Origin of the sequence: Endozoicomonas sp. ISHI1, assembly GCF_024606225.1 — a bacterium.
Lineage (GTDB): Bacteria > Pseudomonadota > Gammaproteobacteria > Pseudomonadales > Endozoicomonadaceae > Endozoicomonas_A.
This window is the reverse complement of the sequence record NZ_JAGRPU010000012.1, coordinates 57,349-79,534: the sequence shown is the minus strand read 5'-3', so window position 1 is coordinate 79,534 and position 22,186 is coordinate 57,349. Positions and strand designations below refer to the sequence as shown.

The window sequence follows — 22,186 nt, the reverse complement described above, 5'->3', positions numbered from 1 at the left end:
AATTAACTGATTTTTTATTGAGTTAGGTTAATGAAAAATTAATCTTGTGTTTTGGCGTTCAAATGTTTGATGATTATTTTTTAAGTTAATTAAAAAGTAAATTTTAACAACATAAAGTATGGATTACATGTTACTTGATTTGATCCATTCATGTGAGTATGGCTGATTTCAAAAGAAACTTTAAAATTAACGACAAACATAGTTTATATGAATTAAGGGGTGGTTGCCGTTGTATTTATTTTGCTAAGAAAGGCTGAAGATAGATTCAGCCTCTGGGGTGGTGAGATTCATGCAGTTCATGCAACCGTTGCCGGGCAATGTGGGTATATATCTGGGTGGTTGAAAGGTCGCTGTGTCCGAGGAGAAGCTGGACTACCCGAAGGTCGGCTCCGTGATTTAACAGATGAGTAGCAAAGGCGTGTCGTAGAACGTGGGGTGAAACCGTGCTCTGAATGTTGGCTGTGAAAGCATGTTGTTTGATCCTGTGCCAAAATGTCTGACGCGTCATCGGGTTGCCGTTTCGGCCGGGAAACAGTACTCGATTCTCAGGGTCGCTGATCAGAGAGGGTCTGCTTTCTTTCAGGTAACGGTGAAGCCAGTTCAGGGCTTCTTCACCCATAGGTACCAGTCTCTCTTTATCCCCCTTGCCCTGAATGCGGACGATGCCCTGTCTTTGATTAATTTGATTCAGGCTGAGGTTGACCAGCTCCGATACCCTGAGCCCGCAAGCGTAGAGTAGCTCGAGCATGCACCGATCTCTCATACCTATTTCAGTATCAAGATCAGGCGCAGCGAGAAGGTTTTCAACGTCAGCTTCTGTCAGGGATTTGGGTAGTGGCCGACCCTGTTTGGGCATCTCAATAGTTTGAGTAATGTCCCGATTGACCCTGTCTTCTCTTAGCAGGTAACGATAATAGCCGCGTAGGCTGGATAATGCTCTGGCTGTCGAGCTGGGTCGAAAGTTTTGTGTGTGTCGCCAGGTCAGATAGTCGGTCAGGTCCGAAGTCGATGATTTCTCGATTGTGAGCTGGTTCTGGGCAAGCCAGGCAGAGAACTGTTCTATATCGTGTTTATAGGCCGAGCGGGTGTTTTCGCTAAGGCCTTTCTCAAGCCAGAGATGATTGAGAAACAGTTCTGTTAGGGTGTCGGTCATTATTATCTGTATATGGGGTCTATGCCCCTATTATTGCGGTATAAGAGGGGGTCGTAAAGAAAACAATAAAAGCTTGTAGATAGAACTGTTTTCTGTTTTTAAATCATAAAAAAAAGCGACTTTCGTCGCTTTTCTTATGGACTGACAAGGTTGCCGGATTGTCAGAACTTATATTACCCTGAGCGTCTTGCTCCGGGTTTTGGAGAACCCTGAAGAGTCCTTTTCGCGAGATGCGAAAACGACTCTTAGTTGAGCTTTTCCTTGATACGAGCTGCTTTACCGCTCAGAGCACGCAGGTAGTAGAGCTTGGCTTGACGTACGTCACCGCGGCGCTTCACATTGATAGAAGCGATCAGGGGGCTGTATGTCTGGAAAACACGCTCAACGCCAACACCGCTGGAAATCTTGCGAACGGTGAAAGCGGAGTTCAGGCCACGATTACGCTTGGCAATGCAGACACCTTCGAACGCCTGCAGACGCTCACGGTTGCCTTCTTTAACCTTAACTTGTACAACCAAGGTGTCACCAGGGCCGAAGCTCGGGATTTCTTTGGTCATCTGCTCTTGTTCGAGCGCTTCAATGATTCTGTTCTTGCTCATTTTAAATTTTGCTCCCGTTAGTCAAGTGTTCCGCTCGTCGAGTCTGCCTTGCTGCGGCTATCCGAAGAAGGATGTTCCTGAATAAATTCAGACAACAGTTTTTCCTCTTCGCGGGTCAGTTTCCTGTCTTGCAACAGGTCCGGTCTTCTCAACCAGGTTCTGCCCAGTGCTTGTTTGAGGCGCCATGCACGAATTTTTGCATGATCCCCAGACAACAGGACCTCCGGCACTTTCTGCCCCTTGAAAATTTCGGGGCGGGTATAGTGCGGACAATCCAGCAGGCCATCAGCAAAGGAGTCCTCTAGTGCGGAATCCTTGTGACCCAGGGTGCCCGGTACAAAGCGTGAAACTGCATCAATCAGAGTCATGGAGGCGAGTTCGCCACCACTTAACACGTAATCACCGATCGACCATTCCTCGTCGACTTCTTCGTTGATTACACGCTCATCAATACCTTCATACCGCCCCGATACCAGAATAAGCCGTTTTTTGGCGGCCAGCTCCTGAACCCCGGCCTGATCAAGCAGGCGTCCCTGGGGAGACAGGTATACTACCGTGGCATCGGTTCCAGCAGCTTTTTTGGCTGCATGGATGGCGTCACGCAGAGGTTGAATTTTCATCAACATGCCGGGACCACCGCCGTAAGGTCGGTCATCCACAGTTCGGTGTTTGTCGTGAGTGAAGTCTCTGGGGTTCCAGGTTTTCACTGAGACGATCCCCTCCTTTACAGCCCGGCCGGATATGCCGTGATCAGTAATGGCCCGAAACATTTCCGGGAAGAGGGTTACAACGCCGAACCACATATCTGCTGTTATGGGTGAATGTTCATGGCTGTTTAACGGCTCAGGGCTGCTTAACGGCTCAGGGCTGTTCGCAGGCTCCGGGCCTTTCAGCTCAGGGCTGTCCATGTCAGTTTCACTCATAACGGTTAAAATTCCGGATCCCAGTCAATCCGAATGAACCCTGCTTCCGGATTCACTTCCAGAATCACCTGATCCGGTAACCAGGGTACCAGCCGCTCGCGTCGGTCAATGCTGCCCTTACAGGCTTTGATGACCAGTACGTCGTTGGCTCCTGTTTCCATCAGATGGCTGGCTTTGCCCAGCAGAAGTTCCTTGCCCGCTTCGTCAGCGGTTTTCACTTCCAGACCTTCAAGCTGATGCCAATAAATCTCGTCATCAGCCAGCGGGGGCAGTTCGCTTTCAGCGATCAGGATTTCCGCACCAGTAAACTGGCGGGCGATATCCCGGTCATCGCATCCGGCGATGTGTGCGACCAGACCCTTGCCCTGACGGCGTCCCTGATCGACTTCAATGGTCCGCTGGCGACCATCCTGGCGCAAAATCCAGTGTTTGTAGTTCAGAATGTTGGTCATGGGGTTGGTGTGTGAATACACTTTTACCCAGCCTTTTACTCCGTACACACCAGTAATACTTCCGAGGACAACCTGTTTGGGTTGAGCGGTTGCTGATGCTTTATTCACTGGTTCTGTTCCTTTTTGAGGTGATGGTTAAACGGCTCATGGCTCTTAAACAGCTCTCGGCTGCTCTACACGGCTCATGGTGGTTCAAACCTGACCTCAGGCTGCTTTGGATTCTTTCAGCAGCTTGCTAACGCGGTCGGATACGGTAGCGCCCTGGCCCAGCCAGAACTCAACACGCTCCTGATCCACACGCAGACGTTCTTCCTGACCACGGGCTGTAGGGTTGAAGAAACCTACACGCTCGATGAAACGGCCACCTTGAGCCTTACGGCTGTCAGCAACAGTCAGGTGGTAGAACGGACGCTTTTTGGAACCGCCGCGAGCTAAACGAATTGTTACCATGGAATAATTTCCTGTAATCGTGATGTCCGGCAACGCTTGTCTCTGAGGGCTCGGAAGCCTCCAGCCTCATGGAACACTGACAGTGAGCCATGAAGGGCGCATATTCTAAGGAATAACCGTCCTGCTGACAATATGCTTGACACTTATCTTGCTGTGGAAACTCTCATGGTGAGGGGGCAGGGCATGCTCTGTGGGTCAGACTGGCAAGAAAGCAGGCTTGGCCGGGTGTAATAAAATGCACGTGATGCGGATTAAATGGCCAGCCTGCCTCAGGCAAGCTGGTCATGCTTTGGTTCAGAAAGAGTTAGAAAGGGAACTTCTTCCCGCCACCGGGAGGTAACATTCCACCCATGCCACCGGGCATCTGACCTTTCATGCCGCCCAGACCGCGCATCAGCTTGGTCAGGCCGCCTTTTTTGGTGACTTTCTTCATCATTTTGCTCATCTGCTTGTGCTGCTTGATCAGGCGATTGATGTCCTGAATCTGGGTACCGGAACCTGTGGCAATACGTTTTTTGCGGGAGCCGTTCATAATGTCCGGGTTGGCACGTTCAGTCGGTGTCATAGAGTCGATGATGGCTTCCATCTGAATGAAAATCTTGTTGTCCATCTGGCCCGCCGCGTTGGCAGGCATACCCGGCATTCCGGGAAGTTTGTCCATAACCCCTGCCAGTCCGCCCATTTTCTTCATCTGCTGAAGTTGGTCACGGAAGTCTTCCAGGTCAAAGCCTTTTCCCTTTTTCAGTTTGCTGGCAAGTTTGTCGGCTTTCTTTTTGTCGAGCTTTTGTTCAGCTTCTTCAATCAGAGAGAGAACGTCACCCATGCCCAGGATTCGGGAAGCAATACGATCCGGGTGGAAGGGGTCCAGAGCGTCTGTCTTTTCACCGACTCCCATGAATTTGATCGGCTTGCCGGTAATGTGGCGAACAGACAGGGCGGCACCACCACGTGCGTCACCATCTGCCTTGGTCAGAATGACACCGGTCAGGGGCAGAGCGTCGCCAAAGGCCTTGGCGGTATTGGCGGCATCCTGACCGGTCATGGCGTCAACTACAAACAGGGTTTCGACAGGATTAACGGCACTGTGCAGTGCCTGAATTTCTGTCATCATGTCGCTGTCGATGTGCAGGCGGCCGGCAGTATCGACAATGACTACGTCGATATGCTTCAGGCGAGCCTCCTGAATGGCTGCTGTGGCAATATCAACAGGCTTTTGCTCAATGTTGGATGGGAAGAAATCCACGCCGACTTCACTCGCCAGAGTTTCCAGCTGTTTGATCGCTGCAGGACGGTATACGTCAGCACTGACGACCATAACGGATTTTTTGTGGCGTTCCTTTAAGAATTTACCCAATTTGGCCACAGAGGTGGTTTTACCGGCACCCTGCAGTCCGGCCATCAGCAAGACGGCAGGAGGCTGAGTCGACAGGTTTAACTGGTCATTGGCTTCGCCCATGACCGAAATCAGTTCTGCCTGAACAATCTTGACGAAGGCCTGACCCGGACTCAGGCTGGCCTGTACTTCCTGGCCAATCGCCCGTTCCCTGATCCGGCTGATGAACTCCTTGACCACAGGCAGGGCAACGTCAGCCTCCAGCAGAGCTTTGCGAACTTCGCGGAGAGTGTCCTTAATGTTGTCTTCAGACAGTTTCGCCTTGCCGGTGACGTTACGAAGCGTCTGCGACAGGCGTTCGGTTAAATTCTCGAACATCCGGTTACCTTGGAAATACCATGACGTAAGGTGTATGTGGGTAGATGTCGACCATTATATCCAATCCCGGGCAAAAGGGGCAGCATCGGGTCTCGGTACGGACAGTATTTCTGCTTGATGGATGAAAACAAACGGGTTCTTGTGTAGATTTGGACATGGCAAGCTCTGGTTTGCATCTTCCGAAGTGGCTTTTTGACGGTTTCGCCACCAGGAAAATTTCAGATGGAGGTTATAACGATTCAATGAATGTCATGCTCGTGAGCATCGGTGCCATCATTTTTTATGCGGTGGGAATGGCCTGCCAGTGGGGAAGAATTACTGGTCACGGTGGCGCCCGAAACAGGGTGTTACTGGCCACCTCAGCCGGAGCTGTATTGCATGCTTTATCGCTCTATTTTTCCATTCACAGCGATAAGGGAACCAATCTTGGCATTTTCACGATCAGTTCCATGACGACACTGATCGTCACGCTGGTGGTGTTGCTCAGTAGTCTGCGCAAGCCTTCTGAAATACTGCTGGTCACGATTCTGCCCTTTACCATTATCTCGGTTCTGGTGGGCTGGTTGACTCCGGTGGAACACATTTTTCATTCACCCACTCTGATGGTGGTGCATGTTCTGCTGTCAGTATTGGCCTATGGCTTGTTAATGGTGGCTGTGTGTCAGTCGCTGCTGCTGGCCTATCAGGAGAAGCAACTGAGGAGTCATAATCAAAAGCGTCTGCTAAAGGCCCTGCCTCCCCTGCAGACTATGGAAAAACTGTTGTTCGAGTTTCTTTCAGTCGGTGTGATCCTGCTGACCCTGTCGCTGATTTCAGGCTTCTTGTATATCGATAATATGTTTGCCAAAGATATGCTCCACAAAACAGTGCTTTCTCTCGTCGCCTGGGTGCTGTTTGCGACCCTGTTGATTGGGCGCTGGGTGAATGGCTGGCGCGGTCAAAAGGCGATGCGCTGGACGGTTTCCGGCTTTATTCTGTTGCTGGTGGCATACTTTGGCTGGCGAACGATTGTGGACTTTATTCTGGTCAGATAAGTCTTTTCGGAGCAGGCTCTGCTTTCTGCTCCTCTCCCGTTTCACTCTCTTTTTTCAATACCTTCTTGCTTGCAGCTTGAGATCCCTTTAAACCCAGCTAATGTTAGGGGCTATGAAAATGATAATAGCCGTTAAGCTTAGTAAAATTGTCCTGGTAGCCGCAGTTGCTCTGTTCAGTTTATTGGTTGTCTTTAATAATTTGGTGGATTACCAGAGCAATTATCTTTATGTCCAGCATGTGATGACCATGGATACAACTGGGAACACTGCTCAGGCTGAATGGCGGGCGGTTCACAATCCGGTGATCTGGAGAGGAGCTTACAGCCTGATTATCGCTGTTGAGGCAGTGATAGCCCTTTTGTGTTGGGCGGGTGTCATTTTTATGATCCGCAACATACAAAATGAAGATTTCCATGAAAGCAAATCTCTGGCTCTGGCTGGTTTGACTCTGGGTGTTTTGCTCTGGTTTCTGGCTTTTGTGGGGATTTCAGGTGAGTGGTTTCTGGCCTGGCAGTCCCGAAGCTGGAACGGTATTCAGCCTGGCTTCAGGATGGCGACGTTGTTTTTGCTGACCCTCTTCTATTTGAGTCAGAAAGAATGATAAAAGTGTTTGGGGTTCATAGCGCGAAACGTTAGAATTAGCGGCTCCATCACCAGAATCTGAACGAGCGATTTCACTCTTGAGCGAAGCATCAACCAGCCTTCTATTATCCATATTGGCCCTATTAATGCTGCTGTCGGCTTTTTTTTCCAGCTCGGAAACCGGCATGATGGCGATCAACCGCTATCGCCTGCGGCATCTCGTTCGCAAGAATCATAAAGCCGCGAAGCGAACCCATAAGTTGCTAGAGCGTCCTGACAGGCTGATTGGTGTGATTCTGATTGGCAATAACTTTGTTAATATCCTGGCTTCTGCCCTGGCTACTCTGGTGGCAGTGAGACTCTGGGGTGATAGCGGTATTGCTATTGCCACTTTGGGCCTGACAGTGGCAGTACTGATTTTCGGTGAAGTAACGCCCAAGACGGTTGCAGCACTCTATCCGGAAAAGATAGCCTTTCCTGCCTCTTTTATTTTGACGCCCCTGCTGAAACTCTTCTATCCCATGGTAGTGGTTTTAAACTGGGTCTGTGGCTTCCTGCTGAGGCCTTTTGGTATTAAACCCGGCCAGGCTGCGGAAGATCAGTTGAACGCTGAAGAGTTGCGTACCATTGTGACCGACCCCGGTATGTTGTTGCCGCAGAAAAGACGGGGAATGTTGCTGGGTATTCTGGATCTGGAGAATGTCCGGGTTGACGATATCATGGTACCCCGAAATGAAATTTTCGGGATTGATATTGACGATGACATCAAGGATATCCTGGAGCAGTTAAGAGCCTGTCAGCACACCCGTTTGCCGGTCTATCGCGGTGATGTAAACAATCTTGTGGGTATGTTGCATATGAGAAAGGTAGCTCGATTGCTCAGTCAGGAAGAAGTCAATAAAGCAATTCTGCTGCAGGAAACAACGGAGCCATACTATGTACCCGAAAGTACTCCCCTGCATACTCAGCTGTTTAATTTTCAGAAATCTAAAGAGCGTGTCGCACTGGTGGTCGATGAATATGGCGATATTCTTGGCCTGGTGACGCTGGAAGATATCCTGGAAGAAATTGTGGGTGATTTTACCACCGATGTATCCGACTCCAGTCAAGATATTACCCCTCAGGAAGACGGTAGCTACATCATTGATGGTTCGGCCTCTGTAAGAGATATTAACCGTTCTCTGGGTTGGAAGTTGCCCACTGAGGATGCAAGGACGATCAACGGTTTGATCACCGAGATGATGGAGTTTATTCCGGAATCCAGTGTTTGTCTCAAGATAGGTGGCTACCGGTTTGAGATTATGCAGGTCAAGGACAACCGGGTAAAAGCAGTGAAGATTTTCACTGCTTAACTTGAATGATTAATTTCGCTGAATGAATTTTGGTTTTCGCCAGCCCGAGGGTTAGCGATTTTGCGGGTGGCTGTGGCTGGCATGAAACTGAGGTGCATCCAGTGGAATAGTGGTGTTCAATCCCACGTTCAGAAATTCTACCAGCATTATGGCGGTCAACCCCCAGATCAGATATTCACCGTATTGATACGAGGGCATGGAGTAGGTTTTTTCGTTCATACTCCAATGGTGAAACTGTAGATTGTCCGGATTGGTGAGAAAGTCCAGTGGAACGTGAAAAATGCGGTCCAGCTCTTCAATATTGGCGCTGAGCGACAAGTTTTCCGGCACAGAGCCGATGACAGGGATCACTTTGATACCGAAGCGGGAAATGACCGGCCCCATAGTGCCCAGAATCTGAACTGAAGATGGTTTCAGGTCTATCTCTTCCTGGGATTCTCTCAGGGCGGTATGGATCAGGTCACGATCGTCGTCTTCTCGTTTGCCGCCGGGAAATGCCACTTCTCCGCTGTGTTTGTTCAGGTGAGTAGCCCTTCGGGTCAGGATGATTTCGGTGGCCTGTCCCTGGTTATTGGTCACCAGAGGTACAAGAACGGCGGCTTCCGGAAGAGGGGTGTCTATACTTCTTGGCTGATGTTTGTGGAGTCTTCGCTCAATATCTGTAATCAACATATAACACGGGAATCTCTGGCTTTCACGGCGACATTCAGATGCTTAAAAAACAGAATGGCATTGGAAAAGGCGCCGTTGGAACATTGTTATTATCGACCTTGGATACCAGACTGCCTGTAACACCGGGCAGGGCTATCATTCCTTAGGTGCAACGCTGTTTTTTCGTGCTTTAAAAAGATCATAACACAGATGTTTTTTACAGCGTGCTCCATCTGGTAAAGAAATGTTATGCATTTTCTACGCCAATTTTGATTAAAGTGACTTCGGTTATGAATCGGGTTAAGGTGAAGAAAGATTTTCATAGTTAGAAGGAAAAACAGTGAATTTCTGCAGTGAATGTGGTGCTAAGGTCAGTAAGAAGATCCCCTGTGGCGATAACCGATTACGTGATGTTTGTGACGACTGTGGCAAAATTCACTATCAAAATCCGCTAATCGTCGCAGGTTGTCTGCCGGTCTACGAAGGTAAAGTGCTCCTCTGCAAACGCGCTATCGAACCGCGCAGGGGGTACTGGACATTGCCCGGCGGTTTCATGGAGCTGGGAGAAACCCTCGAACAGGCTGCCCTTCGGGAAACCATGGAAGAGGCCGGAGCAGAGGTTACGCTCCAATCATTGTATACCCTGTTTAATATTGTTCATGTGAGCCAACTCTCGGTATTTTTTCTGGCTCATCTTGATAAACCTGAGTTCTGCGCCGGTGAAGAGAGTGAAGCAGTAGCTCTTTTCAGCGAAGAAGATATTCCATGGGATGAATTGGCTTTCAATACCATCAGTCGTACCCTTCGCCATTACTTCAGTGATCGTCAAACAGGTTGTTTTCCTCAGCGGATGGAAGATATCGCACTGCCTGACCGCAGAGTGCTTTCTTAACTAAAGGATTATCCTACATCAGGTTGGAGCAGCGTGAACGACAGGCCGGAAATTACCGATCAGCAGTTAGTGAAGCTGGCAGGCGGGAAAGCTTTTTCCCAGGGGAAGGGATACTACCAGGAAGGCCGGGTCGGAGAGCTGTCGCTTCAGGGTGAGAGAGTATCTGCCAAGGTCATGGGTAGCGTGGTATATCGGGTCAATCTGGTTTATACCCAGAGTGCCCTGGACGGCAGTTGTGATTGTCCTGCTTCCGACGGTATCGACTTTTGCAAGCATTGCGTTGCTGTGAGCATGGTATTACGGGATAAAGTATCTGTGCTCCGGTTGAAAGAAGGCGCACAGGCCACCGACATACTGGCAGCTTATTTATTGCAAATACCCAAAGAAGAGCTGGTGGGACACTTTGTTGAAATGATAGACAGTAGTCGTTCAGTGCGAGAGCAATGGTTGCTCAAGGCTGAGACAGCGTTGGGGATAATGGATAAAAAAACCATCCGCAAACGAATAACCGCCGCCATTCCCTATAATCGTCATTGTTTTAGATATGCCCAGGTCAGGCAATATTTTGCCAATGTTGAACAGGTAATATTTGCCCTTGAATCGCCACTAAAAAAGCTGGCAGCCAGTGACCAGATGGCGTTGCTGGACTACGCTATGTCCCGAATCTTTCGTGCGCTGGAAACCATCGATGATTCAGGAGGTTTCAGGTTTGAGTCTATCGCTCAGCTACAGAGGATGTATGTTGAAGCCTTTGCTGCACTGAGTGGGTCTGAAGCGTCAAAAGCCCAACATCTCATGGAATTACTACTCAGGCATGAAGGTGGATGGCATGGTCGCATTCCGGATGATTTCAGTGAGGTAATGACTTCGGAGTGTCGGGAAGCTTTCCTTGATATCGCCCGGGCCCGTTGGGATGGGTTACCCAGGCTTAAGAGTGATAACTGGCGGGATCGATTCATTTATGACCGTTTGCTGAGGATTCTGCAAGTCGTACCCAAGCTGGAAAATGACTACAAGACTTTGATCCATCTCTATAAAAAGATCGCCAGGACAGAGGAGGAGTATCTGGTTATTGCCCGTTCTCATATGGAGCTGGGTGAGTATGATGAGGCCTGGAATTACCTCGATATGGCCCGGCAGGGCAGTAGTTTTAGTGAATCGGCCCGGATTCATGAACTGCAACAGTTACTGTTATTGAAGACGGGGCGTAACACTGAAGCTTTGCAGGACGTTTGGGAGCAATTTAAAGAGTCACCGACACTGTCTACTTTTGAGCACTTACAAGAGCTTTCAGAAGACCTGAACAGTCAGGAAGACTGGCGGCAAAAAGCCATAGACTGGATGAAAGAGCGGGTTGTCAGCACTCAGGGTTATCACCACCACCGTGTGTTAAACACACTGATGATGGCTTTTCTTGCTGGATCGGATCTGGAGTCAGCCTGGCAACTGGTCACAGATGCAGATCCGGATGCTACATTGCTCTACGAGCTGAGAAAACATTTTCGGCAAGATGGAGAACGTTCTCGTTTTCTCTATGAGAAGCTCGTTAAGGATTGTGTTCAGAAAAGAACGAGTAAAAGTTATCAAGAGGCGGTTGAACTATTGGTTGAATGCCAGCAGATATTGGCAGGACTGAATCAGCCGCAGGCATTTAGTCGGTGGCTTGATGAGCTGCGTGAAGAATACAGGACTAAAAGGAATTTTATGCGTTTTCTCAATGAGGCGTTTCCCGGACTTTAAACTCAGGAAACGCTTACCGGCCAGCTTTCAAAGGCTGGCTCTTCATAAGGGTGTGCCGATCTCAACGCGGCAATGGCTGCTTTCAGGTACTGCTCCTCACAGATCATTTCAACCTTGAATTCCTCAACGATTTCCACCATATCCTGCCTGCCAATGAAAGGGTCGCTGCCATTCAGCGGTCTGAACTGACCCTGGCCAGCTGTTTGCCAACAACAGCTGTCGTAGTTTTCGTAACGCCCGGCACCAGTCGCAAAGACGGCAGTTTTCACCGATTCAAGATGACTTTCAGGAACAAAAAAGCACAGCTTATGCAGGGTCATGTCATTGTCCAGCAAAATGATTGAAAACCGGATTGGCATACATCTTCAGGAACCAGGGTTGATGAGCCTTTGGGCACAGAGCCAAACGGTCATCGAAATCTCTGACTTTACTATCAAGCGACTCATCCGGGCAAAATTTTTCAAATAGGGCTTTTAAAGAACACTCTGTCACATGGGGATAGGCACTGCGGAGTCGATCAAAGGCAATCAGATTGGAAGCAAACAGGTAATAGTTCTGATGAACCTGACGATCCACTTCTTCAACAACCTGGTTGGCGTTTTCATACTTTTCCTTCAGCGGTGTGCCAAAAGCTACATGGACACCGCCTTTGAAACCATTAATGCCAGTCACGATGCTTTGAAGGTCTTCACCTTCGAACTTTTCATAATTGCCCTGGGCTTCAGTCGCGAAGAGTTCCCTGGCTTTGGCCAGATCGCAGGGGTCGTATTCGTAAGCAATTGATACGGGTACCAGGTTCATGGAACGAATGCTGTCGGCAAAAGAAGTATCCGCAGCTTTTCGGCTCATATGAAACATCTTGATGATGGCGGAGTCGGTTTTGTCATCACCGTCTTTTGCCCGTCCTTCACTCTGGGCGATCCAGACGGGATGCCCGGTATCAATGGAATGATGAATATAGGCTGACAGTGTCTGATAAGCCTTGAGCTTTTCCCGGCGGCCTTCTATGGATCGTTTGACGATAAAACTTTTGTTGAGGCGCATCAGATCACTGACAAAAGGTCTTTGCAGCAGGTTGTCACCAATGGCTATTCGAACGGTTTGCATGCCCTGTTTATAAACAGCGAGATTGACAAAGGCAGGATCCATAACGATGTCCCGGTGATTAGACACGAACAGGTAAGCCTGCTCTTTGTCGAGTTGGTCCAGTCCGGAAAAGCTGATGCCGGAAGTGCTGCCTTCAATGACACGGGTCAGGTAAGGTTCAATGACCTCCTGCAGTCCATCAATGTTATGAATGTTCTTTAGCTTGTAGCGCAGTCTCATAGCAGTCAGCCAGCTCGCAACACCACCAAGGAAGCCTGGCATGTTGGGGTACTGATGATGTACCAGCGCCTGAATCAGTTCACGGTCCAGCAACAGGCGGTTCAGGACAGGCCTTACCTCTCGATCGTGATAGGGGCGGATTTCTTCAAAGCGTTCCATCTGTTCGGGATTATTGCCTTATATAACAGCGGTGAGTTAAACCGTTGAGTATATAGGTATTAAAACAAAGGGTCTGTAGCGGGGTTGTGGCACTTTGTAACGGTTTGAGAATTAAGGTGGGTGGGTGTATGTATGTTTGTTGATGTGGGTTTCACTGATTTATGAGTTATTCAAAATTGAAACCTTGCAGTATTCCCTGTCTCGAGTGTGTATACTCCGCCCCTACGAACACATCAGCGTTCCAATAATGAAATAACTGGGCAGTCGTCTGCTCAAAATGGCTAGAGGTAGCAGATGTCATTGAATAAAAAGTGCTGCGGTGGGCTGCTGGCCTTCTCATTGCTGTTTTCCCTGAGCGGTTGGACTGCTGACTTTTCCAGCCTGCTTAAGCAGGCCAGCTCCGGCGACGAGCAGGCCATACTTGAAGTGGGTAGCCTGTTGGTGGCTGGTAAAGCGAAGCCGGAAAATGCCAGTCAAACCCTTTCTCTACTGGAACCTCTGGCGAACCAGGGCAATGTTCAGGCGGAACTGTTGCTGGGTAAGGCCTATCGAGAGGGGCTGGGTGGTGTCACCAAAGATCCCGGAAAAGGGTTTCAACTGATCGAACGTGCGGCAGGTCGGGAAGGCAAGAGTGCAGAGGCTCAGTACGAGCTGGGGAAGTCCTATTATGAGGGAGCAGGTACAGACCGTAACCTGATTGCTGCTTATATTTGGACTGCTCTGAGTCTGGAAGATTCTGCGGGAGATTTTCAGACTGCGGCCCGTAAACAGAAGCAGGAACTGTCTGAATTGCTTAACCCTGCCCAGAGAGCTAAAGCAAATGAACTGATCAGTCAGATCAGGACGGTCTATCTGAAGTAAGCTGGCTTTACGACGGTGGCTGTGTTTTTATAAAAGTATGATTAAAATATTCTGTCCTGATAATCTCCTTGAGGCCCAGTGCCTCAAGGATGTTCTGTTGAACCATGGCATTGCCTGCCATCTGGGAGGTAGCTATTTGACGGGGGCCGTTGGTGAACTACCCGCTAGCGGTTTGCTAGCGCTCTACGTTGAAGATGGCGATGCCGGTCTGGCCAAAGCAATGATCGAAGATTACCTCAAGGCGTCTCCCGTTCTGGAAGACTCTGCTGAGGTTCAGGAAGACTGATTATGTGTGGTCGTTATACGTTGATGGCCGACCAGATCAGCCTGAGCTGGCTGGGTATTCGTCAGCCAGAAGCCAATATCCCGTCCTACAATGTTGCGCCTGGCGAACAGGTGCTTATTGTCAAACATAATAATCAGGGCGATTTAGAAAATGCTCGGGTTAAGTGGGGGTTGGTTCCTCACTGGCTGCAGGATTTTTCCAGAGCCCAGATTAATGCCAGAATCGAAACCGTTGCCGACAAACCGATGTTTCGCAATGCCCTGAAAAAGCGACGTTGTCTGGTTCTGGCTGATGGCTGGTTCGACTGGCAGAAAGTGCGGGACCGCAGTCAGCCCTGGTATATACGACCGAAGTCGGGTGGATTATGTCTCTTTGCCGGTCTTTGGGAAAGTTATCCTGTGGATGACCAACTAAGTTTCGAATCCTGTGCAATCCTCACTTGCCCTGCTATCGGCGATATATCACCGTTGACCGAAAGAATGCCTGTTTTGTTGCAACAGAAACAGGCTAACGATTGGCTGGGTGAAAATTATGAGACGGTTTTTGACAGTCTGAGCAACCCGGCTGAGAAGGTTAGCAAGCTGTCTTTTTATAAAGTGGGCAGAGTGGTGAATAACGTCTCAAACAAGGGGCCAGAGTGCGTGAGGAAACTGGTAGCTCGCAATTAAAGCACTCCCTCGTTGCTCACGACAAAAAGGTGAGGGGAGTCAAGAGGCCCCCCTGTTCCGATTAATGGGTACCCGCTCCTGAAGTGCTCCGAGGATCTAGTAATTGTCCAATTATGATGATTTTTTTGGTTATTTTATTATGCAATATATAAAGAAATGGTCGACTAAATTGGATTGATTTTCTCTGATTGCTCTCCACAAACGATCTCGAAAATGACATGTGTGTGACAGCTGCGGCTCGGGTTCCATCTTTATTAACCTCAATTGCGCAATGTTGACGAACCACATTAATGTAAACAGGTAGAGTGACGGATAGCATAGTTCCTAATTCGAGGGGGTTTATAAAAAGAGAATGTAAACCTGTTCTATCGAAAAATTTCTTCAATTCAATGTTCGAATCAACTTTAAAGGGTGGAAGTCCAAGAGAGATTTTTGAATATGATGGGCGTGATTCTTCAGAGTTTAAGGATGAAAATAATGCTTTTATTATTTTTGGTGATATCTCATGAGGCATTATACCTTCCGGAGGTAAAACCAAAATCATTTCATGCGCCCCCTGGTAAGGAACAGTAACTGCCTCCCAATCATTATGATTTGTGTATTGTATGGAACTGATTTCCTCCTCCATAAACTGCTCTAAAACAACTCTCTGGTTATTGGGTAAGGTAAATACGCCTGTATTTCGGACATTAAAAGACCTTTCCCAAAGCCCCTTGAAGTAAATAGAATTTATGAGTGCCAAGGTGGTATCTGGGGGCCATTGGTCGACGTGGCAAAATTGAGGAACCATGCCATGGGTTAATTGGCTAAATAGTCTGTTGAGCTCATCAGCGAGGTTTTGTAAAAATACACGGTCGAAGAAGTCGACTTTATCACGAATATCGGCGTTTATTTGTTTAAGTCTCTCACGATAAGTTTCCCGAAGTTCAAGTTCACTGGACAAGAGCAAACAATTCTCAATGAAGTATTCGTCCCGTGCAAAAGATGTTGCGATTGATGCTGTTGCACCGGATGACTCAGAGTAATTATCCCCCAGGTAGCTTTGTAGCAGTCGCCTGGTTTCGCCAGTAGCCCCCATGAGTATTAGTGCCAGTGATCTGAAAAGGCCATCAGGGGAGATAAGAAAATTTTCAGGCGTTTCTTTTGCTGCCTGGCTAAATATATTTATGGCAAGCTCCAGATTCCCCTGCGATTCATCCGACTGTGAACCGGGATTTGAATCAGGATTTGCTGGTATTGCCGATTGGGAGGGCATTGTGTCATATTGAAGTTTCTCGTCAGGATTTTTTTCATGAAACGCTGGGGAGAGTGAAAATCTTTCACGATTCTGATTGAAGTCGTAGGTGTCACAGGTCTCGGCCTGAAGTGGCGAGGGTAGCGAAAGGAAATGAAGCAAACTGACTGACAGCAGAACACGACTGTACTGCAAGTTTATAACGGGAGACTTGTTTGATAGTACCATGTTAGCACCCTGTCTTCTTAATATCAGGGCTTGTCTCAATATAATCTCACTTTTTACTGGACAGTTGCCCTCAGGAACGTTGTACGAAATTCAATATAGGGTGGTTTTTTGGTTAGTGCCCAAAAATTGTACCAGCTTAAGGGTCAGAGGCAGCTGATGCTGTAAAAATTAAAGATTCATTTTTTCTCGACAGCTATTTCCCCGTAAATTTCTGAGAACACTATTTTCTCTCAATTGCAACGAAAGGGTGAGGGGAGTCGTGAGGCTCCCCTTACCTGATTAATGGCTACCGGTACCCGATATCCGATTCCGAAGTGCTGCGAGGATCAAGTATCTGCCCAATGAAGATGATTCTATTTGTTAATTTATTATGCAATACATAAAGGAATGGTCGATTAAATTGGATGGATTTTCTCTGATTGCCCCCTCCCCCTCCTCTCGTTGTAGAGATGCGTGTGACAGCTGCGGCTCGGGTCCCATTTTCATTGACCTCAATTGCGCAATGTTGACGAACCAGATTAAGCAAAACACCTGGACCATTAGATAGCATAGCTCCTAATTCGAGGTGCCTTGTAAAAATAGGACGCAGAGGTGTTTTTCTCAGAAAGTAGCTCAATTCAATGTCCGAATCAACTTTAAAGGGTGGAAGTCCAATAGTGATTTTTGAACATGATGGGCATGATTGTTTGGAGTTTAATGATGAAAATAATGCCATTATTATATCTGCTGATATCTCATGGGGCATTATCCCTTCGGGAGGTAAAACGAAAATCATTTCATGGGCTCCCCGGTAAGGAACGGCGACTGCTTGCCAATCATTGTGACTTGTGTATTGGGTGGAACTGATTTCACCCAGCATAAATTTGTCCAAAGTGACTCTCTGGCCGTCGCGTAAAGTAAATAAACCTGCACTTCGGACTTTAAAAGAGCTTTCCCAAAGCGCTTTGAAGTAAATAGAATTTATGAGTGCCACGGTGGTATCTGGCTCCCATTGGCTGGCTTGGCAAAATTTTGGGACCATGCCATGGGTTAATTCGCTAAATAGTTTGTTGAGCTCATCAGCAAGGCTTTCTATAGATACATCGTCGTCGAACTTGATGTTTTCACGAACATCGACGTTTACTTGTTTAACTTTCTCACGATAAGTTTCCTTAATTTCAAGTTCATCGGACAAGAGCATAGTGTTCGAGACGAAGTAGTCGTCCTGTGCAGAAGATGTTGCGGTTGCTGCTGCAGGGGATGGCTCAGAATATTTATCTCCCAGGTAGCTTTGAAGCAATCGCCTGGTTTCTCCAGTAGCCCCCATGAGTACTGGTGCCAGCGATCGAAAAAGGCCATCAGGGGAGATAAGAAAATTTTCAGGAGTTACTTTTGCCGCCTGACTAAATACACTTATGGCAAGCTCCAGATCCCGCTTGGACTCAGCCGCTCGTGAATCAGGATCTGAATCAGGGTTTTCTGGTGTTGCCGATTGGTAATGTATTGTGTCACCTTGATGCTCGTCGTCAGAATCTTCTTCATGAAATGCCGGGTAGGGTGAAAGTTTTTCAGTATCTTTGTTGACGCCGAAGTGGTTATAGGGCAAAGCCCAGAGCTGTGAGGGTAGCAACAGGATATAAAGCAAACTGACCAAGAGTAAAATGCGCCTGTGCTGCAAGGCTATATCCGGAGATTTAATTACTTGAGCCATGTTGGCACCTCATAACTTCCTGATTTCAGGGATTGTCATCAAGAGGACCTTCCTATTCACTGGACAGTTTCCCAGCGGAGTGTTGAAAGGAAGATGTAACACAATATAGGATAGTTTTTTGGTGAGTACCTAAAAACTAAACCTGCTCAAGGGGCAGAGGGAATTGACGCTGTAAAAATTAAAGATTCAATGTTTATCCGTGGCTAGTTACTCAAAAATCTCTGAGAACCCTATTCCATCTAGCTTGCAAAGAAAGGGTGAGGGGAGTCATGATGCTCCCCCTGTCACGATTAATGGGTACTTGATCCTGATGAGTCTGCTCCAGACTCCCGGGGATCAAGTATCTGCCCAATGAAGATGATTTTTTTTGTTATTTTATTACGCAATATATAAAGAAATGGTCGCCTGAAACTGATTGATTTTCTCTGCGCTCTTCCCCCAAAAGATCTCATACAAGAAGTGTGTGTAACAGCTGCGGCTCGGGTTCCATCCTCATTAACCTCTATGGCACAATGCTGATTAAACACATTCAAATTAACAGGTACAGGAAGAGTTAGCATAGATCCTAAGCTGAGAACGTCTGTTAGAAGAGAATGTAAACGTAGATCTGCATTGCATAAAATTTGACTCAATTTTGTACCGGAATCAACTTTAAAGGGTGGAAGTCCAATATCCATTGTCGAGCGTGATAAGCACAACTCTTCGGAATCCAGTGATGAAAACAGTGTCATTAATATTTCTGGTGATACTTCGTGGGGCATTATTCTTTCCGGGGGTAAAACTAAAATCATTTCATGTGCTCCCCTATAAGGAACGGTAACCGCCTCCCAATCATTGTAATTGGCATATCCTGAAGAATTAATTACTCCATCCATAAATCTTTCTAAAGCGACTATTTGACCATTGGGTAAAGTAAATACAGTTTCTCTGCTTCGAGCCTTAAAAGACCTTTCCCAAAGCCCCTTGAAGTAAACAGAATTTATAAGTGCCAGGCTTGTGTCTGCTTGCCAATCACTTTCCTGACAAAAACGTGGAACCATACCATGGGTTAATTGGCAAAACAGGTTATTGAGTTCTTGGGCAAGGCTTTGTAAGGATGCACGATCAGAGAAGTCGACGTTATCACGAATATCGGCGTTTATTTGTTTAAGTTTTTCTCTATAAGTTTCCTGTAGTCCATGTGAATTGGATAAGAGCAAGCAATTCGCAACACAATATTCGTCCTGTCCACAAGCTGTTGCGCTTGATGCTGCAGCACCGGCTGGCTCAGAGTAATCGTCACCCAGGCAGCTTTGGAGTAATTGCCTGGTTGCACCATCTGCACCCGTGAGTAAAAGTGCCAGTGACTGGAAAAGGCCATCAGGGGACATGACGAAATTTCCGGGAATGACTTGCGCTGCTTGCCTGAATATATTTATGGCCAGCGCCAGAGTTCCCTGTGATTCAGTCGATTGTGCACCAGAATTTGAATCAGGGTTCACTGCTGCTGTCGCTCGGGGAAGAGTTGGACTGTCTTGAAGATCATCATCAACATCGTCTAGAAGATCCTCATCATCAACATAAGAATCAGAGGAATCAGAAATATGAGAAGAATGAGAATATCCTTTTCTTCGACACAACGGGCAGGGTTCGTTTTCTTTCAGGAAGCCATCACTGAATTCGAGTCCGCAATATTTGCAGTTCATTGCCAGAAGTTGTGAGGGTAGCAATAGGAAAGAGAGCAAACAGACTAACACCGGGACGAGCCTGTACTGCCAGGCAATATCGGAAGATTTTCTTAGTAAAACCATGTTTGTACCTGATTAATGACTTCAATTTTAGGGTTTGTCTCGGAAAAACCTCCCTGTTTTATGGGTTGCTACCTTGCTTAACGGTCAACCGAACATGCAATCTGGAATCAAACTATAGGATAGTTTCCTGGCTAGCAGCCTGTCGGACTTAAGCGTCCGTAGCGAGGATTGCAAGAAATTGAGGATAAAAATTTCTGCTTCTGAGGAGAATAGCGAGCTATTTGACGAAGAAGCAGGAATTTTTAGACGAATTTATTGCAACCGCAGTAGGACAGCCTTAAGTCCGACAGGCTGCTAGGAGGCTGACCGAGAATAGACTGCCCTACTGCGGCGGCAGCAAATTGGTCTGAAAATCCGCTTTTGTTCGTCAAATAGCTCGCTATTCTCCTCACAAAACCGAATTTTCATCCTCAATTTTCTGCCGTCCTCGCTACGGGCGCTATTCTCGGTCAGCCTCCTAGCACTCAAAAAACTAAACCAGCTTGATGGCCAGAGGGGGCTGGCGCGTTAAAATGCAAGACTCGCTGCTTTTCGATGGCTGCATACGCATCATTAAGTCTCTTAAAGTCGCACTCACCTTTGTTTGCAGTGAAAGGGTGAGAGAGTCATGAGGCTCCCTCCATTGCGATTAATGGGTTCTCGATTCTGAAGAGCTTCCAGGGTCAAGTACCTGTCCTATGAAGATGATTCTTTTCGTTATTTTATTTCGCAAGATATAAAGAAATGGTCGATCAAATATGATTGATTGTCTCGTCCCTCCCCCACATCCTCCAGTTGCACAAGTGTGTCTGGCAGCTGATGCCCGGGTTCCTGCTTCATTCACTTCCAGTGCGCAATGTTGATTGAAAAATACACCACTAATAGTTGTGGTATGAGACAGCATAGCGCCTAAACTGGGCGACTCTAAAAGAAAATGTAAGCCCGCTTGTTGTAAAGCCTTATTCAGGTCAGTCTTGGAATTAACTTTAAAGGCTGGAAGTTCAAGACCCATCGTTGAACTTGATGAATATGATTCTTCAGATTCAAATGATGAAAGTAATGCCGCTATGATTTCTGTCGATACCTCATGAGGCATTATCCCAGTCGGGGGTAAAACCAAAATCATTTCATGATCTCCCTGATAGGGAACGGTTACTGCTTCCCAATCATTGTGATTAACGTATTGAGAATGATCAATTTCTCCACGCATAAATCTATCTAAAACGACTGCCTGATTACTGGATAAAGTAAATAAACGTGCACTTCGGGTACTAAAAGATCTTTCCCACAGCCCCTTGAAGTAAACAGAACTTATGATTGCCATGAGTGTGTCTGATTGCCACTGTTGACTGTCGCAAAATTCTCGAACCATGCCATGGGTTAATTGGCAAAAAAGATGGTTGAGTGCTTGGGCGAGGCTTTCTATGGATGTACGATTGGAGAAGTCGACGTTATCATGAATATCGGCGTTTATTTGTTTAAGTCTCGCTCGGTAGGTGTCCTGAAGCTGAAGTTGAGAGGACACGAGCAAGCAATTCGCAATACAGTATTGTTCCTGTCCACCGGAGGCTGCACTTGCCCCTTCTGCACCGGACGGTTCAGAGTAGTCCTCTCCCAGGCAGTCTTCAAGCCAGTGCCGGGTTAGACCATCAGCGCCCATGAGTAGAAGTGCCAGTGACTGAAAAAGGCCATCAGGGGAAATAACAAAATTTCCAGGCATTTCTCGTGCTGCATGGCTAAAAACATTGATGGCAAGCTCAAGATTTCTTTGCGATTCATCCCCTTGTTGAGCAGGATATGAATCAGGCTTTACTGGTGTGGCCGATAGGAAAGACACCATGTCATGTTGAGTGTGGCCATTTTTGTTATGTTTACACATCGGGCAGGATGTAACGGCTTCACGACTGAAAAGAAAGCCGCATTCACATCTTTGAATCATTCGCAAGCTTTCTCCGGAAGTACCTGTGAATAACAGTGACAATGTGTGAATAAGGCTATCAGTGGAAATGAAAGAGTTTTCAAGAGTTTCTTGTGCTGAATGGCTGAGAACATCTACGGCAAGCTCCAGATATTCCTGCAATTGATCCGATCGTAAAGCGGGATTGGCTTGTGTTGCCGATTCGGAATGCGTTGTGCCATGTTGAGGGTGGTAGTTTTGATGTTGACAGACCGGGCAGCGTACAGAGTATTGGTGATCGTAAGTATAGCCACAGTTGTTACAAAGCACTGCCAGAAGCTGAGAAGGTAGCAACAGGCAACAGACTAAGCAGAATAATACCAGAACGACCCTGTATTGGCAGGCTATATCGAAAGATTTACTGGGTAAAAACACGTTTGAACCTTGTTGTCTTAATTTTAGGGTTTGGCTCGTAATAATCTCCCTATTTAATGGTTCGCTACCCTGCGAAAAAGTCAACCTAATGTGT

21 protein-coding genes are annotated in these 22,186 nt (G+C 47.4%); 8 read left to right on the top strand and 13 right to left on the bottom strand.

Features of this window, described 5'->3' with window-relative positions:
• Nucleotides 1-265 precede the first annotated feature (265 nt).
• The 6 genes from xerD to ffh form a co-directional block, all read right to left on the bottom strand.
• On the bottom strand, nt 266-1,153 hold the full coding sequence (gene xerD / locus KBW69_RS09820) for a site-specific tyrosine recombinase XerD (RefSeq protein ID WP_257280729.1): 888 nt from the start codon (nt 1,151-1,153) through the stop codon (nt 266-268).
• Between the two features lie 245 nt (nt 1,154-1,398).
• A complete protein-coding gene (gene rplS / locus KBW69_RS09815) occupies nt 1,399-1,752 on the bottom strand; it encodes a 50S ribosomal protein L19 (RefSeq protein WP_257280728.1) in 354 nt (117 codons plus the stop codon).
• Nucleotides 1,753-1,769: 17 nt separating this feature from the next.
• Nucleotides 1,770-2,555, bottom strand: a complete 786-nt coding sequence (trmD, locus tag KBW69_RS09810; protein WP_257280765.1) for a tRNA (guanosine(37)-N1)-methyltransferase TrmD — start codon at nt 2,553-2,555, stop codon at nt 1,770-1,772.
• Nucleotides 2,556-2,680: 125 nt separating this feature from the next.
• Nucleotides 2,681-3,235: a ribosome maturation factor RimM gene (gene rimM, locus KBW69_RS09805; RefSeq protein ID WP_257280727.1), complete on the bottom strand. Its 555-nt coding sequence runs from the start codon at nt 3,233-3,235 to the stop codon at nt 2,681-2,683.
• 96 nt (nt 3,236-3,331) lie between these two features.
• The gene (rpsP, locus tag KBW69_RS09800; protein WP_257280764.1) at nt 3,332-3,577 is read right to left on the bottom strand and encodes a 30S ribosomal protein S16; all 246 of its coding nucleotides are present in this window, start codon (nt 3,575-3,577) and stop codon (nt 3,332-3,334) included.
• A gap of 304 nt (nt 3,578-3,881) precedes the next feature.
• On the bottom strand, nt 3,882-5,288 hold the full coding sequence (gene ffh / locus KBW69_RS09795; RefSeq protein ID WP_257280726.1) for a signal recognition particle protein: 1,407 nt from the start codon (nt 5,286-5,288) through the stop codon (nt 3,882-3,884).
• 242 nt (nt 5,289-5,530) lie between these two features.
• Between ffh and KBW69_RS09790 the strand changes: the two genes are divergently transcribed.
• The 3 genes from KBW69_RS09790 (at nt 5,531) to KBW69_RS09780 (ending at nt 8,256) form a co-directional block, all read left to right on the top strand.
• Entirely contained in the window at nt 5,531-6,322 is a 792-nt protein-coding gene (locus KBW69_RS09790) for an inner membrane protein YpjD (RefSeq protein WP_257280725.1), read from the top strand.
• 118 nt (nt 6,323-6,440) lie between these two features.
• The gene (locus tag KBW69_RS09785; protein WP_257280724.1) at nt 6,441-6,923 is read left to right on the top strand and encodes a DUF2165 family protein; all 483 of its coding nucleotides are present in this window, start codon (nt 6,441-6,443) and stop codon (nt 6,921-6,923) included.
• Between the two features lie 79 nt (nt 6,924-7,002).
• Nucleotides 7,003-8,256: an HlyC/CorC family transporter gene (locus tag KBW69_RS09780; RefSeq protein WP_257280723.1), complete on the top strand. Its 1,254-nt coding sequence runs from the start codon at nt 7,003-7,005 to the stop codon at nt 8,254-8,256.
• Between the two features lie 51 nt (nt 8,257-8,307).
• Here the strand turns inward: KBW69_RS09780 and KBW69_RS09775 are convergent, their stop codons facing one another.
• Nucleotides 8,308-8,928 (bottom strand): CoA pyrophosphatase, encoded by a 621-nt coding sequence (locus KBW69_RS09775; protein WP_257274915.1) that lies wholly within the window; start codon nt 8,926-8,928, stop codon nt 8,308-8,310.
• A 319-nt stretch (nt 8,929-9,247) separates the two neighbouring features.
• On the opposite strand from KBW69_RS09775, the gene KBW69_RS09770 reads away from it, so the two are divergent.
• Both KBW69_RS09770 and KBW69_RS09765 read left to right on the top strand, forming a co-directional pair.
• Nucleotides 9,248-9,799 carry an NUDIX hydrolase gene (locus KBW69_RS09770; RefSeq protein ID WP_257274916.1) on the top strand — a complete coding sequence of 184 codons (552 nt, stop codon included), beginning with the start codon at nt 9,248-9,250 and terminating at the stop codon, nt 9,797-9,799.
• A 33-nt stretch (nt 9,800-9,832) separates the two neighbouring features.
• Complete coding sequence (locus KBW69_RS09765) at nt 9,833-11,539, top strand: SWIM zinc finger domain-containing protein (protein WP_257280722.1); 1,707 nt, start codon at nt 9,833-9,835, stop codon at nt 11,537-11,539.
• Nucleotides 11,540-11,541: 2 nt separating this feature from the next.
• Here KBW69_RS09765 and KBW69_RS09760 read toward each other — a convergent pair whose 3' ends face one another.
• Nucleotides 11,542-11,859, bottom strand: coding sequence for an NGG1p interacting factor NIF3 (locus KBW69_RS09760; protein WP_306670724.1), 318 nt, complete (start codon nt 11,857-11,859; stop codon nt 11,542-11,544).
• Between the two features lies 1 nt (nt 11,860).
• A complete protein-coding gene (locus KBW69_RS09755) occupies nt 11,861-13,024 on the bottom strand; it encodes a 1-acyl-sn-glycerol-3-phosphate acyltransferase (protein ID WP_257274918.1) in 1,164 nt (387 codons plus the stop codon).
• A gap of 294 nt (nt 13,025-13,318) precedes the next feature.
• On the opposite strand from KBW69_RS09755, the gene KBW69_RS09750 reads away from it, so the two are divergent.
• From KBW69_RS09750 to KBW69_RS09740, 3 genes are read left to right on the top strand one after another with little or no spacing between them, the layout of a single operon-like run.
• Nucleotides 13,319-13,885: a tetratricopeptide repeat protein gene (locus tag KBW69_RS09750; protein WP_257253438.1), complete on the top strand. Its 567-nt coding sequence runs from the start codon at nt 13,319-13,321 to the stop codon at nt 13,883-13,885.
• Nucleotides 13,886-13,922: 37 nt separating this feature from the next.
• Nucleotides 13,923-14,171: a DUF2007 domain-containing protein gene (locus tag KBW69_RS09745; protein WP_257253439.1), complete on the top strand. Its 249-nt coding sequence runs from the start codon at nt 13,923-13,925 to the stop codon at nt 14,169-14,171.
• A gap of 2 nt (nt 14,172-14,173) precedes the next feature.
• Nucleotides 14,174-14,839: an SOS response-associated peptidase gene (locus KBW69_RS09740; protein WP_257274919.1), complete on the top strand. Its 666-nt coding sequence runs from the start codon at nt 14,174-14,176 to the stop codon at nt 14,837-14,839.
• A gap of 61 nt (nt 14,840-14,900) precedes the next feature.
• On the opposite strand, the gene KBW69_RS09735 is transcribed toward KBW69_RS09740, so the two are convergent.
• The 4 genes from KBW69_RS09735 to KBW69_RS09720 form a co-directional block, all read right to left on the bottom strand.
• On the bottom strand, nt 14,901-16,301 hold the full coding sequence (locus KBW69_RS09735; RefSeq protein WP_257280721.1) for a serpin family protein: 1,401 nt from the start codon (nt 16,299-16,301) through the stop codon (nt 14,901-14,903).
• Nucleotides 16,302-16,587: 286 nt separating this feature from the next.
• A complete protein-coding gene (locus tag KBW69_RS09730; protein ID WP_257254568.1) occupies nt 16,588-17,991 on the bottom strand; it encodes a serpin family protein in 1,404 nt (467 codons plus the stop codon).
• 290 nt (nt 17,992-18,281) lie between these two features.
• Complete coding sequence (locus KBW69_RS09725; protein WP_257280720.1) at nt 18,282-19,781, bottom strand: serpin family protein; 1,500 nt, start codon at nt 19,779-19,781, stop codon at nt 18,282-18,284.
• 628 nt (nt 19,782-20,409) lie between these two features.
• Complete coding sequence (locus KBW69_RS09720; protein WP_257280719.1) at nt 20,410-21,840, bottom strand: serpin family protein; 1,431 nt, start codon at nt 21,838-21,840, stop codon at nt 20,410-20,412.
• Nucleotides 21,841-22,186 lie beyond the last annotated feature (346 nt).

Bases quoted from the DNA above. Each gene is read 5' to 3' on its own strand.
- trmD (WP_257280765.1), bottom strand. From the start codon at position 2,555: ATGTGGTTCGGCGTTGTAACCCTCTTCCCGGAAATGTTTCGGGCCATT.
- KBW69_RS09785 (WP_257280724.1), top strand. From the start codon at position 6,441: ATGATAATAGCCGTTAAGCTTAGTAAAATTGTCCTGGTAGCCGCAGTT.
- KBW69_RS09775 (WP_257274915.1), bottom strand. From the start codon at position 8,928: ATGTTGATTACAGATATTGAGCGAAGACTCCACAAACATCAGCCAAGA.
- KBW69_RS09790 (WP_257280725.1), top strand. From the start codon at position 5,531: ATGAATGTCATGCTCGTGAGCATCGGTGCCATCATTTTTTATGCGGTG.
- KBW69_RS09745 (WP_257253439.1), top strand. From the start codon at position 13,923: ATGATTAAAATATTCTGTCCTGATAATCTCCTTGAGGCCCAGTGCCTC.
- rpsP (WP_257280764.1), bottom strand. From the start codon at position 3,577: ATGGTAACAATTCGTTTAGCTCGCGGCGGTTCCAAAAAGCGTCCGTTC.
- KBW69_RS09755 (WP_257274918.1), bottom strand. From the start codon at position 13,024: ATGGAACGCTTTGAAGAAATCCGCCCCTATCACGATCGAGAGGTAAGG.
- xerD (WP_257280729.1), bottom strand. From the start codon at position 1,153: ATGACCGACACCCTAACAGAACTGTTTCTCAATCATCTCTGGCTTGAG.
- KBW69_RS09750 (WP_257253438.1), top strand. From the start codon at position 13,319: ATGTCATTGAATAAAAAGTGCTGCGGTGGGCTGCTGGCCTTCTCATTG.
- KBW69_RS09730 (WP_257254568.1), bottom strand. From the start codon at position 17,991: ATGGCTCAAGTAATTAAATCTCCGGATATAGCCTTGCAGCACAGGCGC.
- KBW69_RS09725 (WP_257280720.1), bottom strand. From the start codon at position 19,781: ATGGTTTTACTAAGAAAATCTTCCGATATTGCCTGGCAGTACAGGCTC.
- KBW69_RS09740 (WP_257274919.1), top strand. From the start codon at position 14,174: ATGTGTGGTCGTTATACGTTGATGGCCGACCAGATCAGCCTGAGCTGG.
- rplS (WP_257280728.1), bottom strand. From the start codon at position 1,752: ATGAGCAAGAACAGAATCATTGAAGCGCTCGAACAAGAGCAGATGACC.
- KBW69_RS09760 (WP_306670724.1), bottom strand. From the start codon at position 11,859: ATGACCCTGCATAAGCTGTGCTTTTTTGTTCCTGAAAGTCATCTTGAA.
- KBW69_RS09735 (WP_257280721.1), bottom strand. From the start codon at position 16,301: ATGGTACTATCAAACAAGTCTCCCGTTATAAACTTGCAGTACAGTCGT.
- ffh (WP_257280726.1), bottom strand. From the start codon at position 5,288: ATGTTCGAGAATTTAACCGAACGCCTGTCGCAGACGCTTCGTAACGTC.